The sequence below is a fragment of the Bradyrhizobium sp. SBR1B genome (genome assembly GCF_014198205.1).
GTDB lineage: Bacteria > Pseudomonadota > Alphaproteobacteria > Rhizobiales > Xanthobacteraceae > Bradyrhizobium.
This window is the reverse complement of sequence record NZ_JACIHC010000017.1, coordinates 107,934-122,359: the sequence shown is the minus strand read 5'-3', so window position 1 is coordinate 122,359 and position 14,426 is coordinate 107,934. Positions and strand designations below refer to the sequence as shown.

The window sequence follows — 14,426 nt, the reverse complement described above, 5'->3', positions numbered from 1 at the left end:
ATGAGCGATCTTGCCGCCGCGCGTGCGCGCTATGTGGAGAGGATTGCAAAGCGCGAGCGGATTGCCTCAAAGCGCCTGCTCGAAGCGCTCGCCGCCATCCCGCGCGAAAACTTTCTGCCGAGAGGGCCCTGGCGGATCAAGAGTGAAGCGGCGCGCAGCTATCGGCTGACGCCGGATGGCGATCCCGTCCATCTCTATGACAACGTGCTGGTCGCAATCGACGCGCGCCGCAAGCTCGACACCGGGCTGCCCAGCCTGTGGGCGCATTTCATCGATTTGCTCGACATCAAGGAGAAGCACCGCGTGGTCCAGATCGGCTGCGGGCTCGGCTATTTCTCGGCGGTGTTGTCGAAGATCGTGGGACCCAAGGGCAGGGTGATCGCCATCGAATGCGACGAGCGTCTGGCGCGCCGCGCTGCAGGTTTCCTTCAGACTTATCATAACGTCGAGGTGGTCCATGGCGACGGATGTGAGGAGATCCGCGAGCGCGCTGACGTGATCATCATCCACGCCGGCTTCTCGCATCCGCATCCGCTCTGGCTCGAGGCGCTTCGGCCGCGCGGCCGCCTGTTGGTGCCGCTGACCCAGCGGGACCGTGAAGGCGCCGCCCTCAAGATCACGCGCAGGGGCGGGGGGTTCGAAGCCGAGGCGGTGCAGCAGATCCGGATCTTCCCCGGCCAGGGCCGTGGTGTGACCGCGCTCGACGACCGTGTCGCCGACTGGTGGCAGCGCGCCTCGGCTCTGGCGCCGCTGCGCTTTCGCGGGATCGAGCAGGGACTGCCGTCGGATTAGGGCTTGCCGGAATCGAGGTGGCAACTATCTGGAAGTTATGCTCTTTTTTGTTTCGCGTTGGTTGTCTATATTCTGGTCCGGTCCACGGACAAGCAGATGAGTGACGGATTGAACGAAGGCGTGGTTGGCGACACCGCTAAGCTGATGATGCATCGGCTGATCGCGCGGAGACTTCGTCGTGACCCAACTTTGGTGGACAAGGCCAAGGCAGCTCACACGCGTCAGGCCGACCAATTCACCGACTGGCCATTCGTGCAGGAGTGGCAGGAATTGCTGGCGCTTCCGACTGGAGAGTTGGCGGTGAAACTGATCAGTCGCGATCGCGAGATGGTCAGATTGCGCAATTCGTCGCCGTTCTTTCTCACCGATGGCATTCATTTCGGCGATTACGACACGAGGATCCGGCTACGGAGGGCTGCGAGAAGAATCGTCGAGCGCGGCTTGAGCACTCAACTCGCTTCTGCTCGAGGCCTGTGATGCCTGGTGGCCCCTTCCGCGATTTCGAGGATTTGCTCAGAGTGGTGAGGGCACTTGCCTTGGAGTTCAAGACGGACACCGTGTTCATCGTTGGTAGCCAGGCGATTCTGGCTTCCATGTCGGACGCGCCGGAGGCGGCGACGGAATCGCCGGAAATCGATGCGTTTCCAGCAAACGCGAAAGTCTGGGAAATGACGGAGGCCAAGCGCACGCGTGACGGTGTGCAGCCTATTGCGTCTGAGCACATCGATGGTCTTTTCGGATCTGAAAGCCACTTTCACCGAACACATGGTTTCTACATCGACGGCGTGGATGAGACGACGGCCAAGCTTCCGAGAGGCTGGCGGCACCGCCGTTACAGTGCAGACCGAAGTCGAAGGACGGACGGTAATCGGCGTGGCGCCTGCGCCGGAAGACCTCGTCGTGTCCAAAATCGCCAGATTGGATGAGAGGGACAAGCAGTTCGTTGGCGCGATCCATGAGACGCATCCGTTGGACCTGGAGTTGATCGAACGGAGAATCCGAGAAACCGACCTTGATCCGGCTATTGCGGAGCGAGCGGTCGCCTACATCAGAAGCCTGAAATCCAAAAGCTAGATTTCCCGTGTCGCGCTCCATTTCGCTTTACCTTGATTCAGGTTGAGAGTTTCCAGTCTCTATCCGCGCCGCTATGAGTACGGCCTGATGGCCATTTGAGCGCGCTCCATGCATTCCGTTGCCCTGCTGACCGCCAGCTATGCCAAGGATATCGAACGCTTTTCGCTGCTCAGCGAGAGCATCGACACCTGGCTCTCGGGATACACGCGGCATTATGTTCTCGTTAACGATGAAGACGTGCCGCTGTTCGAGCGCTTCGCCTCCGACAAGCGGGTCATCGTTCCGGCCTCGCGCTATTTGCCGAAATGGCTGTTTGCGCTGCCGCCGGCGCTCCAGTTCATCAGCAAGCGCCGCGTCTGGCTGTCGCTGCTGTCCTCGCCGGTGCATGGCTGGCACATCCAGCAGATCCTGAAGATCGCCGGCGTCCTCAATGCGCCCGAGCAGCGCGTCTGCATCCTGGATTCGGACAATCTGTTCTTCCGCGAATTCGACGTCGGCCAATATGCCGGGGCTGAGAAGACGCCTCTGTTCGTCACGCCGAAGGACATCCGCGCTGACCACCCGCTGCACGGGCTGTGGCTGCGCACCGTCGATCAGCTTCTCGGTATCAAGGATCGCTCGTTTCCCGCCGATGATTATGTCGGCAACGCGCTGGTCTGGGACAAGGACACCGCGCGCGCGATGACCGCCGCCATCAAGTCGGCGACCGGCTTGAACTGGGTTCTGGCGCTGTGCCGGAAGAAGAAGTTCTCGGAATATCTGATGTACGGCCACTTCGTCGCGAACTCGCCCGCGCATCTTGCCGCCCATCGGGTCACCGAAGACAGCATCGCGGTCTCGCATTGGGATGACACGCCGCTCGACCGCCCGGCGATCGAAGCGCTGATGCGTGCCGCTTCGCCCGGGCAGGTCGCGCTCTGCATCCAGTCCTATTCCTCGACCTCGGTCGAGGATATCCGCGACGTGTTCCGCCTCAGCTCGCGCGATCGCCGGGCTCCGAGCCTGTCTCCCGAAGATATGGGAGACGCGGCCGAGTTCGAGGTGAAGACGCGCAGCTAAGCTCGCGCGTTCAAACGTCCTTTGTGAACTTGCTGATCACGTCCATGAATGGCTTCGGCTTGAACTCGCCGTCGAGCGGCAGCGGCCGGTTCGGCTGCTTGTCCGCGCGGGCGAAGGTGCCGTTGATCCAGCTGTAGCGATCCGAGAGGCCCCAGGTCAGGATCGACCGCACCGGGCCGCTGATTGAAATGGCCGTCAGCAGGTCGTCGACGCGTTTGGCGACGATGGCGTCGCGCTCGGCCGGATTGCCCGTCAGCTTCTGGTCGTCGACGTCGAGTTCGGTGACATACACCTCGAGTCCCCACGAGCGCAGCTCGGTGACGAACTCGGCGAGCCCATGGGTGTCGATCTCGAGCTCGGCGTGCAGATGCGATTGCAGTCCGACGGCGTGCAGCGGAACACCCTGGTCGAGCAGGTCCATGATCAGATTGCGATAAGCCGCGCGCTTGGCAATGAAGGAATCCTTGGCCGACTCGATATCATATTCGTTGATCGCGAGCTTGACGAACGGATCGGCCGCAGCGGCCGTGCGGAACGCCAGCGGAATCCAGCTCTGGCCGAGATGCTGCGTCCAGAACGTATCGCGCCGGTCCTTCGGGCTGCGGGGATTGTCAGGGATCGGCTCGTTGACGACGTCCCACGACGTCAGCTTGTCCTTGTAGTAGGAGACGACGGTGCCGATGTGGTCGACATAGGCGCGCTCGACGCCGCGTGTGTCCTTGATCTGCTTGGCCCAGTCCGGGATGTCGTGATACCAGGCCAGCGCGTGGCCGCGCATCGTCAGATCGTTGTCCCGCGCAAAATCCAGAATCGCGTCGGCGCGCTCGAAGTTGAACGTGTGCGCATTCGGCCGCAGCATCGGCCATTTCAGCTCGAGCACCGGGACGACCTGGGTGCAATAGGTGCTGATGGCTTCGCCGAGCCTGGGATCGGCCTGCAGGTCCCAGAGCGTGGCCGCTGCCCCGAACCCCGGATGGCGCTGCGCCAGTTTCGACGCCGGCGCCGCCGACGCGGATGCGCCCGCCGCGAGGGCTGCGGCGCTGCCGAGGAGAAATTCGCGTCTGTCGAGCCTGGTCACGGCCGTCCTTTTCGAACCAACGCACCATCGTACCAAGCGGCGCCTCGCGACGCCGGGGTTTCGCCTTGTTAAGTTAACCTCTGCCGCCTGGAAGCCATGGTTCCTTTTCGTGATCGCGCCTTGCCGTTCAGGGAAGGGCAAATTTAACGCTAACGCGCGAAAGCGGCTCCAAGGCTTCATTCGCCGCCCGATCTGCAGACTTATGTGACACTCTTGAGCGATGCTGCGGCGCATTCGTTTGCCCCGCCAAAGGCCCCATTTAAGGCCCCATTGATGAACGGCCGTCACACCCGCAAGACCGCCGCCGGTCCCGTGCTCGCATGCTGAACCGACATTTTTCGATTTATCTCGTTGCCTACATCCTGCCTGCGGCGGTGGGCTTCTTCGCGGTCACGGCCTATACGCGGCTGCTGACGCCGGCGGAGTACGGCGTCTATGTCGTCGGCATCAGCCTTGCCGGCATTCTGGGCGCGATCTTCTTCGCCTGGATCAAGCTGTCGGTGTCGCGTTATCAGGCGACGTCGGCGGAGGTGGATTTTCGCGGCACCGCGATGGTCGCCTTTGGACTTACTGTCGCCGTGCTGTGCGCCACCACGCCGCTGGTCTTCCTGTTCCGTAGCGACCTCAGTGTCGAGCTGCTGCTCGCCAGCGTGTTCGTCGCGATCATGGCCAATGCCGTCGATGTCGGCCAGGAGTTCGAGCGCGCCAAGTTGCGTCCCTACCGGTTTGCCGCGATCTCGATCGTGCGCAGCGTGTCGAGCGTCGGCTTCGGCCTCCTCGGCATTTGGCTCGGCTGGGGTGGATTGGGGCTGCTTGCCGCGTTTGGTCTGGGGTCGCTCACTGGCATCATCCTGAACCTCGTCGGCGACCGCACCAAAATCGCGCGCTTCCAGCGCAGCCAGTTCATGCAGCTGGCGCGCTACGGACTGCCGCTGACGCTGGCCGGGCTCTCCGTTGCAGTCTATTCGGCCTGCGACCGCCTGATTGTCGCGTATCTGCTCGGCAAGGACGCCGCGGGCATCTTCGGCGTTGCCGCCGACCTGCCGCGCCAGTTCATGGTCATGATCGCATCCAGCGTTGCCGCGGCCACCGTGCCGCTGGTGTTCCGGTCGTTGTCGGAGAATAGCAAGGAGACGACGCGGGAGCGGCTGACCGAGAGCCTCGAGCTGCTGCTCGTCGTCGTCACCCCCGTTGCGATCTGGCTCGCGCTTGCAGCGGATCAGGTTGCCGGCACGCTCGTCGGCATCGACTTCCGCGCCGGCGTGTCGGCGCTGCTGCCGACCCTGGTGCTCGCCCGCTTCTTCGGTATCGCCAATCAGTTCTATGTGCAGATCAGCTTCCAGCTTGCCGAGCGGCCCTTCATGCTGGCGGCGCAGTCCTTTCTCACGCTGGTGGTCAGCGTGGTCCTGATGTTCGCGCTCGTCGCCGGCTACGGGATCTTTGGGGCGGCACTGGCGACGCTCGCGACCGAGGCGCTCGGTTTCCTCGTCGCCGTCGTCCTGATGCATCGCGCCCACCCGGTCCCGTTCGACCTCGGCCGCCTCGCCGGTATTGCGGCCTCCGCAGCGGCGATGGCGGCTGCAATCCTGGCTGCGCGGTCTCAAGCGGGCGGCACCGGCTTTGTGTCGCTCGTCATCGTCAGCTTCGCCGGCGGCCTTGCCTATGTCGCGGCGGCCTGGCTGCTCAACGTCGCCAATGTCCGGACGCTGTCGCTGCGTTTCCTGCGGACGTTCAACCGCAAGGCTCTGGGCGCCTGACGGGCGTGTCCTTGCCGGCAGAGGCGGACATTCTGCCGCAGTGAATGCCACCAGGTTCGGACCAACCCCGGCTGCAACCGACCTTCCGCCGGCTCGGGCCGTCATATATGAGGGATTTGTCGCCGGACCGGGCCGAATATCGCCACAGACGGAACGTATGGCGGCTGCGCTTTCTTAATTGAATGACCGCAATCTGATACATGATCGGCACGAGCGGGCCGGCATTTCGACCGAGGATGGCATGAAAAACCGACTGACGACGGCGCAACCCACCAAGGCGATGCGGCGTCGGTTGCCTCCCGGAATCGTGACATTGGCGGCAATGGCGGTCCTGGCGGCGGTCGCGCCGGCGAGCGCGGCCAAGCAGGCGCGCCAGCCCGCCGAGGCGGTGGCGCAGCGCCAGGCCGGCGATCCCATCATGGCGATCGTGTCGATCAAGAGCCAGCAGGTCACGTTCTACGATTCAGAGGGCTGGATCCTGCGCGCGCCGGTGTCGACCGGCACCACGGGACGCGAGACGCCGGCCGGCGTCTTCGCCGTCGTCGAGAAGGACAAGGACCACCGCTCGACCATGTATGACGACGCCTGGATGCCGAACATGCAGCGCATCACCTGGAACGGCATCGCGCTGCATGGCGGACCGCTGCCCGGCTATGCCGCCTCGCACGGCTGCGTGCGCATGCCCTTCGGCTTTGCCGAGAACCTGTTCGACAAGACTTATATCGGGATGCGGGTGATCATCTCGCCCCACGATACGGTCCCGACCGATATCGCTCACCCCTCGCTGTTCGTACCGAAGCCGGAAGCGATCGCGGCAGCGCCCAGGCTGGCCGACAAGCTCTCCGTCGAGGCCGACGAGGCCACAAGGGCCGCCGACGAGGCCAAGAAGGCTGCGTCCGCCGCCGCCAAGGAAGCTGCGTCGCTTCCTGCCGCACTGCGCAAGCTGGAACAGCAGAAGGCCCGCGCTGACGCCGAGCTCGCCTTCGCCGACAAGACGCTCGCGAATGCCAAGAACGATCAGGCCCGCGCCAAGGCCGAGGAGTTGAAGCAGAAGGCGGCGACCAAGGCCGCCGACGCGGCGACGCAGCTCGACGCCGCCAAGGCCGCCGCGCAGCCGAAGCGCGATGCCGTGGCCGCGACGAAGGACGCCGCGAAGGCCTCCGCGGCCAGGAAGGCCGACGCCGTGAAGGCCGCGACCGACGCAAAGCTCGCGGGTGAGCCGGTCTCGGTCTACATCAGCCGCTCGACGCAGAAGCTCTACGTGCGGCGAAACACGCACAAGCCAGCACCCGATGGCGGCGGTGAGGTGTTCGACACCAGCATCGAAGTCCCCGTTACGATCCGCAATCCCGAGCAGCCGATCGGCACGCATATCTTCACGGCGATGGCGAAGTCCGCTACGGGCCTGCGCTGGAGCGTGGTCACGATCGAGAACGGCGACGAGGCGAGGAATGCGCTCGACCGCATCACCATCCCGCAGGACGTCTGGGATCGCATCGGGCCGACTGCATTGCCGCGCTCTTCCATCATCATCTCGGACGAGCCACTGAGCAGCGAGACCAATTATCGGACCGAATTCGTCGCTGTGCTGAGCGACCAGCCGCAAGGCGGCTTCATCACGCGCAAGCCGACCGCTCCTGCCATGATCGCCAGCGATGACGGCTGGGACAATGGCGGTAACGGCTTTGGCTTCTTCTACCAGCGCGACCCCTACGTACAGCCGGCCAATCCGCGCCGGCAGCGCGGCCAGTACCAATACTATCAATCGACGGAGCCGATGCAGCGGAGCTGGTGGTAGGACGCGGGATAGCCGCTCGGACGACGTGGAGTTACGGACGCGCTTCGATCACCACAGCCTGAATCTTGCCATCTACCGGTCCGGCGCCATGACGCGTCCGGATCGCCTCGGTGACGATGTCGGTCGCAGCCTGAAGCTTGCTGGCGTCTCTTGCCTCGATCTCGCTGCGCAGTGGCGTGCCTTGGCAAAGGGCGACCGCGACGTATTCGGGCGATGGCGCGCGGCTTGTTTCAGCTCGCGTCTCGATCGAGATGTCGCGGAAGCCGGCACGTTCGAGGTCGGCTCTGATGACGTCTCTGTCGTGATAGCCGTGGGGCGTGCGGACCATGAAGCGCGGCGGGTCGTCGGGAAACAGCTTTCCGAGCGCGACCGTCGCTTCATCCGTCAGCACATTGTCCTCGATCCGATCCCAGACGTTGAACACGAACGTGCCGTCCGGCTTCAGGACGCGCTTCACCTCCGCGTAAGCTTTGGTGCGGTCCGGAAAGAACATCGCGCCGAACTGGCAGCAGACCACGTCGAACTCGGCATCACCGAAGGGCAGGGCCATGCCGTCCGCCTGGCGCCAGCTGATGCGATCATCGTCCTTCTGACGCTGCGCGGCGACTGCGAGCATGGGCTCGTTGAGATCGGTGGCTACGTAACGGATGCCGCGCGGCAGCGCCGCCGCCACGGCGCGCGTCACTGCGCCGGTGCCCGCGGCGATCTCGAGCAGCACGGAAGGAGAGCGGGCGGCGATCCGTCTTGCGATGTCCTCCGCATAGACGGAGAAGATCATCGGGACGAGATACTCGTCGTAGATTTTCGGAATCGAGCCGGCGAAAACCTTGTCAGTGTCGGACATGCTTGCCTCGCTGAAGGGTCGGACACCTGGCTTATGTACCATGGTTTGTCCGCCAACGCGCCTGCCCAGCCGGCGAAAGCTCCTACGATTTCCCGCCACCGACCTCGCGGATCGGCCGGGTGCCGTCCCAGCTTATCGCGGCCTGCCGGACCTTCTCGAAGAACGGCCCCTTGGTGCCGCTGATGTCCGAAATCTCGATCACCGTGCCCGGATGGGCCTGGGTGTCGAAATAGGCAAAGCGCCCCTTCTCGCCGCCGATCTGGCCCTCATGGCCGATCCTGTAGCCGAGCCCGATCGCCTTGTCGTAGAGCGCCTGATAGTCGTGGCTCCAGTACGACATGTGCTGGAGGCCTTCGTGCCCGGCGTCGAGGAATTCCTTGTAGAGCGAGGGCGCGTCGTTGCGCTGCTGGATCAGCTCGATCTGGAGGTCGCCGGAATTTGCCAGCGCGATGCTCATCTCCACGGCGGAGTCCTCGCCGCGATGGCGAAACCAGTCGGTCTTGACCCGGTCCATGTAGTACCAGGGGCCGACCCCCATCACCTCGATCCAATGCTTCATCGCAGCGTGGATGTCCCGCACCACATATCCGTTCTGGCGCACCGCGCCGAAGATGCGGCTCATGCCCGCGCTCCTGTCCTTTGCCTATTCACTTGACCTCAATGCCTGCGTCCTTGGCAACCTGCTTCCAGGCCGCGATGTCGCGCGCGTTGAGATCGCGCTGCTCGTCGCCGGGGACGAAATGCGGGGTGATGCCGAGTGCCAGCAGCTTCTGCTTCACCACCTCGTCACCGAGCGCGTCCTTCAGGGCCGCCGAAAGCTTCTGTGCGATCGGCGGAGCGACGCCCGCCGGCGCATACATCGCCCAGGACAGACTGCGATCGAACGGCACCCCCTGCTCCCCGTAGCTGGCGACATCCGGCAGGCTCGGCGAACGCTCGCCGCAGGCGGCCAGCGCCTTGATCGAACCGTCCTTCACCAGCGGCGTTGCCGTCGCCACGTCGAGCGTTGCAAGGGAGATGTGGCCGCCGAGCAAATCGCCGGCGAGTTTTGCGATGCCGTTGAACGGCACGTGGTCCATCTTGATGCCGGCCTGCTGCATCAGGATCTCCGCGCAGAATTGGCCGGTCGAGCCGACGCCCCAGCTGCCGTACTGGATCGGCTCGCCCTTCTTGGCCAGCGCCACTAGGCCCTTGATGTCGTTGGCGGCAAAATTCCTGGTGGCGACCAGCATGATCGAGGAGGTGCCGACGCGGCCGATGGTCGTGAAATCCTCGATCGGATCGTAGGGCAGTTTTGGATAGATCGCGGGAGCCAGCACATGCGTGGTCATGCCGCCGACGGTGATGGTGTAGCCGTCATTCGCAGATGTCGCGACCATCTGCGTGCCGAGCGTGCCGGCCGCACCGGTGTGGTTCTCGATGTAGATGCTCTGTCCGAGCGTCTTGCCCATCCTGTCCGCAAGCAGCCGGCCGACCACGTCACCGCCGCCGCCGGCCGCGTAGGGCAGCAACATCCGGATCTTGCGGGTCGGGTAGGCGGCGGGATCTTCGGCTCGTGCCGGCAGGGCCGCCGACAGCAATGCTAGAAACGAAAGCGTGACCGTGCGCAGCTTCATGATGTTTCCCCCTAATCTTCGAAACGAAATCTGTAGGCATCGCCGTGCCTGACCACGCGTCCCGCGGTCGGCGCCGGAAAATGGCCGGTGAGCAGATAGCTCGGCGTATCCGCAAGCTCTTCCAGCAGCGCCATGCGCGTTGCGACCGCCGCAGCCGGATCGACGTCGGCGGCATTCGATAGCCACGGCGCCGCGCACTGGATCGGATGATGGATGACGTCGCCGGACATCACCGCGTGATCGTGGTCGCCGTTGAGGTGGATCTGCATGTTGCCGGCGGTGTGCCCAGGTGCCGGCGCAAAGCGCAAGGTCGCGTCGTGATCGCTAAATAGGTGATGATCGGTCTCGACGAATTCGGCAAGGCCGGCCGCCACTACCGGCAGCACGGAATCCTCAAACGAGCCGTGGTTCACTGGGCTCCTCGGCGCCGCATTGTGCGCGGCTTCGAAGTGGCGATATTCGGCGCGGCCCATCAGATAGCGCGCATTGGGGAAGGTCGGCACCCAGCGGCCGTCGATCAGCCGCGTGTTCCAGCCGACGTGATCGACATGCAGGTGCGTGCACATCACGAAGTCGACCTGTTCGGGTGCAACGCCCAGCGCCTGCAGGTTATCGAGATAAGGCTGGTCGAGGTTGTTCCACGCCGGCACGCGGGGTCGATGCTTGTGGTTGCCGCAGCAGGTGTCGACGATCGCGGTCCAGCGCGGTGTTCGGACCAGATAGGAGTGATGGCTGAGGATGAACCGGCCGGTCTCCGGCTCGATGTAGCGATGATCGAGCCAGCTCCGGTTTTCCGCGATCACCGCGTCGGTGACGTTGGCGAACAGCCAATCTTTCTCGAAAGCGAGCGCGGGGATCTCGCTGACGAGATCGACCCGCATGCCGCCGATCTTGACCTGCCGCATCGATCAGTTCTTCAGGAGATCGCCGAACGGCACCCAGCGCGTGCCGTCGAAACGAATCAGCTGGAGGCTCGTCATCGGCGTAAAGCGCTCGGGCGAGTTGTTCACCGCGGTGCCGTTGATCAGCATCGGCAGCTTCACGTCCTTCATGGTCGTCGCCTGCTTCATCACGTTGGCTCGGGTGAGATCGTTGCCGGAGGCCTTCAGCACCGTCACCAACGTCTGCGCGATGGTGTAGCCGTAGACGTTGAGCCAGTCGCTTTTGTTGGCGTCCGGCATGTACTTGTCCATGAACGCCAGCCATTCCTTGTAGCCGGGGTCATCCTTGTTGGCGGGGTCGGTTGCGTCCTTCAGATATTGGCTGGAGATGACGCCGGTGGAATTGTCCTTGCCGGCCGGCTCCAGCACGCCGCTGATCGAGGCCGAGACATTGGAGATGATGGTCGTGGGCTTCCAGCCGATCTCGCCGATCTTGCGGATCGCCTGCGCCGCGAATTTCGGCGTCGCCGCGACCAGCACCACGTCGGCGCCGGCGGTCTTCAGTTGCAGGATTTGCGTATCGACGGTCGGCGCCGAGGTCTCATAGGCCGCGCGCGCGACGATCGCCTCGCCGCTGCCGAGGCCTTCCTCCAGCGCCTTCAGGTAATCCTTGCCGAGATCGTCATTCTGGTAGAGCACGCCGATCTTCGCATTGGCGTGGCTTGCCTTGATGAACTTCGCGTAGGCGATCGCCTCGTCGCGATAGGTCGGCTGCCAGCCGACGGTCCACGGAAAATTCTTGGGATCGTCCCACTTCGCCGCGCCCGAGCCCAAAAAGAGCTGCGGCACCTTGCGGTCGTTGAGATATTTGTGCACGGCGCCGTTGGTCGGCGTGCCGACGCCGCCGAAGATCAGCAGCACCTCTTCGCTCTCGACCAAGCGGCGGGTCTGCTCCACCGTCTTCGGCGGGCTATAAGCATCGTCGGCGATGATCATCTGGATGCGCCGCCCGTTGACGCCGCCATCGTCGTTCACCTTGCGGAAATAGGCTTCAGCCGATTTCGCGATCTGCGCGAAGGCCGACACCGGGCCGCTCAGCGGCGCGGTGGTGCCGATCTTGATCGTCTTGTCGTCGGCGCCGGGATCGTATTTGCTTTGGGCAGAGGCGGCGCTGCTTGCGAGCAGCGGCAACAGGATGCAGGCCGCACGAAGGCGGGCAAAGCGCGCCATGACGTCGTCTCCCCAAAATTGCTCTCCGCCTCTCGAGGAGCGGAGTTGAAACGCGAGAACAGCGCCCGCAAGCGGGCTTGCGGGCCGCGACCATTGCCGCCAGACTGACGAAACGAACGATCGTTCGTACGGTTGACTAGCGAACGATCGTTCGTTAGTCAAGCCGACATGGCTGTCCACACCTCCAGCGCGGCGGAAGCGGCTGCGCCCACGACCCGTGAACGCATCCTCACCGAAGCGCTCGACCTGTTCGCCCAGAGCGGCTATGGCGGCGCCTCGATGCGCGAACTCGCGCGCCGCGTCGGCATCCGCGAGAGCAGCCTCTACAATCATTTCCCCGGCAAGGCCGCGATCCTGGAGGCGATCGTCAGCGAGCATGGTCCGGCAAGCTCGGCGAGCCGGCTGGAGGAGCCGCGCTACAAGCAGCTCGCGCGCCAGCCCGCCGCGTTCTGCCGACAGTTTGCGCTCGACCTCGTCGAGCAATGGTCCGATCCGCGCGAGCACCAGTTTCAGAAGGTGATCACGGCTGAGCGTAACCGCGTGCCCGGTATCCGCGCCAAATTCGCCGATCATTTCTACGCGCGCGAGCAGAGCATGATGACGGACTATTTTCGCGGCTTTGCGCTCGCCGGCCTGCTCAAGACGCCGGACCCGCGCGAGACCGCGCGACTGTTCGCGGCTGGCCTGATCTACATCCGCCTCGAGCACTACGTGATGGGCGCAACGCCTTCGCCGCGGCCCAAGGTGATCGAAGCGATCGACCGCTATCTCGCCTTCTTCCTGTCGCTGATCGCGGCAGGCGCTGATACCGACAACAAGAAACGGAAACCCAAGGGAGAGAACCGTGGCAAGGCTGCCCCTGATTGATCCGGAGACGACGAGCGGCGACATCCGCGCCTCGTTCGACCGCATGCCGGTCAAGCTCAACATCTTCCGCATGATGGCCCATGCCGAGGCCAACATGATCCCGGCGATGCGGCTCGGCAATTCGATCCTGCACAAGCAGAAGCTCTCGGCCGTCAACCGCGAACTCCTGATCCTCCAGGCCGCTCAGCTCGAGGGCGGCGCCTATGAATGGCGCCAGCACGTGCCGATCGCGCTCGGGGTCGGCTGCACGCAAGCGCAGGTCGATGCCGTCGAGCGTGCAGATTATGACGCCGCCACGCTGAGCGAGGCCGAGCGTGCGCTGCTCAAGTTTGGCCGCGAGGTGGTCGAGAACGTCCGCGTGCCCGAGGCAACCTTCGCGGCTGCCCGCAAACATTTCAGCGACCAGGAGATCGTGGAGTCCATCGTCGCGCTCGGTTTCTACATGATGATGGCGCGCCTGACCGAGGCGACCGAAACCGATCTCGATCCCGCGGCCGGGATGACGGTCTATGACGGCGGCAAGAAGCAGGGCGGCTGAGATGACGGAGACCGAGAGCAAGCCGGAGCGCTATGTCCGGCCGCCGAGTGCGGAGTCGCTTGGCGAAGCGCCGGGCAGGGGACGGTTGAAAGGACGCCGCATCCTGATCGTCGGAGGCGGCCAGCGCGTATTCGATGCCTCAACCGACCCGATCGGCAACGGCCGCGCCATGAGCATTTTGTGCGCACGCGAGGGCGCGAGGGTCGCGGTGGCCGACCTCAACCATGCCTCCGCGCAGCAGACCGTCAAGCACATCACCGATGAAGGCGGCGAGGGCTTTGCCATCGTGGCCGACGTGACGTCCGAGGCTGACGTCCAGCGCATGATCGAGGAAGCCCATCGCGCCATGGGCGGCCTTGATGGCATGGTTCTGAACATCGGCACCTTCGGCAAAACCGGCCTCGATAACGTCAGCCCCGAGGGGTGGAACAGGATCTACGACGTCAATGTCCGCGGTCCCATGCTGTGCTGCCGCGCCGCGCTGCCGCGATTCGACAATGGCGGCTCGGTCGTCTTCATCTCCTCGATCGCCGCCTTGAAGGCTGGATCGCAGATGGCGGTGTACGATTCCTCCAAGGCCGCGCTCGGCGGCCTGATGCGCAACATCGCCCATCTGGGATCGCGCCGCGGCATCCGCGCCAACCTCGTCTATCCCGGTCTGGTCGATACCCCAAACGGTCGCGAAGCCGGCGCCGGCCGCCCCAACCGCGGCAAGGGCCGCGTCCCGTTCGGCCGCCAGGCCACGGCCTGGGAGATCGCCTATGCGGTGCTGTTCTTCCTGTCGGACGAGAGTGTCTACGTCACCGCGCAGACGCTCGCAGTGGATAGCGGTCTCAGTGGGATGTGAGGTCTGTAGCCCCGATGGAGCAAAGCGTAATCCGGGACCGCCGCC

At 64.2% G+C, this 14,426-nt stretch carries 15 protein-coding genes; 9 read left to right on the top strand and 6 right to left on the bottom strand.

Annotated features, from left to right (window positions below):
• From GGD61_RS31625 to GGD61_RS31610, 4 genes are all read left to right on the top strand, one after another.
• Positions 1-792 (top strand): protein-L-isoaspartate O-methyltransferase, encoded by a 792-nt coding sequence (locus tag GGD61_RS31625; protein WP_092253873.1) that lies wholly within the window; start codon positions 1-3, stop codon positions 790-792.
• 96 nt (positions 793-888) lie between these two features.
• Positions 889-1,269: a hypothetical protein gene (locus GGD61_RS31620; RefSeq protein ID WP_049814814.1), complete on the top strand. Its 381-nt coding sequence runs from the start codon at positions 889-891 to the stop codon at positions 1,267-1,269.
• A 249-nt stretch (positions 1,270-1,518) separates the two neighbouring features.
• Complete coding sequence (locus GGD61_RS40805) at positions 1,519-1,866, top strand: DUF6036 family nucleotidyltransferase (protein WP_244550628.1); 348 nt, start codon at positions 1,519-1,521, stop codon at positions 1,864-1,866.
• A gap of 108 nt (positions 1,867-1,974) precedes the next feature.
• A complete protein-coding gene (locus tag GGD61_RS31610) occupies positions 1,975-2,925 on the top strand; it encodes a DUF6492 family protein (protein WP_092253871.1) in 951 nt (316 codons plus the stop codon).
• 10 nt (positions 2,926-2,935) lie between these two features.
• On the opposite strand, the gene GGD61_RS31605 is transcribed toward GGD61_RS31610, so the two are convergent.
• Positions 2,936-4,003 carry an endo-1,4-beta-xylanase gene (locus tag GGD61_RS31605; RefSeq protein WP_092253869.1) on the bottom strand — a complete coding sequence of 356 codons (1,068 nt, stop codon included), beginning with the start codon at positions 4,001-4,003 and terminating at the stop codon, positions 2,936-2,938.
• Between the two features lie 320 nt (positions 4,004-4,323).
• On the opposite strand from GGD61_RS31605, the gene GGD61_RS31600 reads away from it, so the two are divergent.
• The gene (locus GGD61_RS31600; protein ID WP_092253867.1) at positions 4,324-5,760 is read left to right on the top strand and encodes a lipopolysaccharide biosynthesis protein; all 1,437 of its coding nucleotides are present in this window, start codon (positions 4,324-4,326) and stop codon (positions 5,758-5,760) included.
• 241 nt (positions 5,761-6,001) lie between these two features.
• Complete coding sequence (locus tag GGD61_RS31595; protein WP_092254014.1) at positions 6,002-7,558, top strand: L,D-transpeptidase; 1,557 nt, start codon at positions 6,002-6,004, stop codon at positions 7,556-7,558.
• Positions 7,559-7,589: 31 nt separating this feature from the next.
• Here the strand turns inward: GGD61_RS31595 and GGD61_RS31590 are convergent, their stop codons facing one another.
• From GGD61_RS31590 to GGD61_RS31570, 5 genes are all read right to left on the bottom strand, one after another.
• On the bottom strand, positions 7,590-8,402 hold the full coding sequence (locus GGD61_RS31590) for a class I SAM-dependent methyltransferase (protein ID WP_183231834.1): 813 nt from the start codon (positions 8,400-8,402) through the stop codon (positions 7,590-7,592).
• Positions 8,403-8,484: 82 nt separating this feature from the next.
• Positions 8,485-9,024 carry a VOC family protein gene (locus GGD61_RS31585; RefSeq protein WP_092253863.1) on the bottom strand — a complete coding sequence of 180 codons (540 nt, stop codon included), beginning with the start codon at positions 9,022-9,024 and terminating at the stop codon, positions 8,485-8,487.
• Positions 9,025-9,049: 25 nt separating this feature from the next.
• Complete coding sequence (locus GGD61_RS31580) at positions 9,050-10,018, bottom strand: tripartite tricarboxylate transporter substrate binding protein (RefSeq protein WP_092253861.1); 969 nt, start codon at positions 10,016-10,018, stop codon at positions 9,050-9,052.
• 11 nt (positions 10,019-10,029) lie between these two features.
• Positions 10,030-10,923, bottom strand: a complete 894-nt coding sequence (locus GGD61_RS31575) for an MBL fold metallo-hydrolase (protein WP_092253859.1) — start codon at positions 10,921-10,923, stop codon at positions 10,030-10,032.
• A gap of 3 nt (positions 10,924-10,926) precedes the next feature.
• A complete protein-coding gene (locus GGD61_RS31570) occupies positions 10,927-12,129 on the bottom strand; it encodes an ABC transporter substrate-binding protein (RefSeq protein WP_092253857.1) in 1,203 nt (400 codons plus the stop codon).
• 168 nt (positions 12,130-12,297) lie between these two features.
• Here GGD61_RS31570 and GGD61_RS31565 point away from each other — a divergent pair, with 168 nt between their 5' ends.
• The 3 genes from GGD61_RS31565 to GGD61_RS31555 are packed head-to-tail and all read left to right on the top strand — an operon-like array spanning position 12,298 to position 14,381.
• The gene (locus GGD61_RS31565; RefSeq protein WP_092253855.1) at positions 12,298-12,996 is read left to right on the top strand and encodes a TetR/AcrR family transcriptional regulator; all 699 of its coding nucleotides are present in this window, start codon (positions 12,298-12,300) and stop codon (positions 12,994-12,996) included.
• Positions 12,974-13,534: a carboxymuconolactone decarboxylase family protein gene (locus GGD61_RS31560; RefSeq protein WP_177236988.1), complete on the top strand. Its 561-nt coding sequence runs from the start codon at positions 12,974-12,976 to the stop codon at positions 13,532-13,534. Before GGD61_RS31565 ends, GGD61_RS31560 begins: the two co-directional genes overlap by 23 nt.
• Before the next feature lies 1 nt (position 13,535).
• Positions 13,536-14,381 (top strand): SDR family NAD(P)-dependent oxidoreductase, encoded by an 846-nt coding sequence (locus tag GGD61_RS31555; protein ID WP_177236987.1) that lies wholly within the window; start codon positions 13,536-13,538, stop codon positions 14,379-14,381.
• Positions 14,382-14,426 lie beyond the last annotated feature (45 nt).

What these genes read in the sequence shown, in the direction of transcription:
- GGD61_RS31625 (WP_092253873.1), top strand. Translation starts at nt 1, where the DNA reads ATGAGCGATCTTGCCGCCGCGCGTGCGCGCTATGTGGAGAGGATTGCA.
- GGD61_RS31620 (WP_049814814.1), top strand. Translation starts at nt 889, where the DNA reads ATGAGTGACGGATTGAACGAAGGCGTGGTTGGCGACACCGCTAAGCTG.
- GGD61_RS40805 (WP_244550628.1), top strand. Translation starts at nt 1,519, where the DNA reads ATGGTCTTTTCGGATCTGAAAGCCACTTTCACCGAACACATGGTTTCT.
- GGD61_RS31610 (WP_092253871.1), top strand. Translation starts at nt 1,975, where the DNA reads ATGCATTCCGTTGCCCTGCTGACCGCCAGCTATGCCAAGGATATCGAA.
- GGD61_RS31600 (WP_092253867.1), top strand. Translation starts at nt 4,324, where the DNA reads ATGCTGAACCGACATTTTTCGATTTATCTCGTTGCCTACATCCTGCCT.
- GGD61_RS31595 (WP_092254014.1), top strand. Translation starts at nt 6,002, where the DNA reads ATGAAAAACCGACTGACGACGGCGCAACCCACCAAGGCGATGCGGCGT.
- GGD61_RS31590 (WP_183231834.1), bottom strand. Translation starts at nt 8,402, where the DNA reads ATGTCCGACACTGACAAGGTTTTCGCCGGCTCGATTCCGAAAATCTAC.
- GGD61_RS31585 (WP_092253863.1), bottom strand. Translation starts at nt 9,024, where the DNA reads ATGAGCCGCATCTTCGGCGCGGTGCGCCAGAACGGATATGTGGTGCGG.
- GGD61_RS31580 (WP_092253861.1), bottom strand. Translation starts at nt 10,018, where the DNA reads ATGAAGCTGCGCACGGTCACGCTTTCGTTTCTAGCATTGCTGTCGGCG.
- GGD61_RS31575 (WP_092253859.1), bottom strand. Translation starts at nt 10,923, where the DNA reads ATGCGGCAGGTCAAGATCGGCGGCATGCGGGTCGATCTCGTCAGCGAG.
- GGD61_RS31570 (WP_092253857.1), bottom strand. Translation starts at nt 12,129, where the DNA reads ATGGCGCGCTTTGCCCGCCTTCGTGCGGCCTGCATCCTGTTGCCGCTG.
- GGD61_RS31565 (WP_092253855.1), top strand. Translation starts at nt 12,298, where the DNA reads ATGGCTGTCCACACCTCCAGCGCGGCGGAAGCGGCTGCGCCCACGACC.
- GGD61_RS31555 (WP_177236987.1), top strand. Translation starts at nt 13,536, where the DNA reads ATGACGGAGACCGAGAGCAAGCCGGAGCGCTATGTCCGGCCGCCGAGT.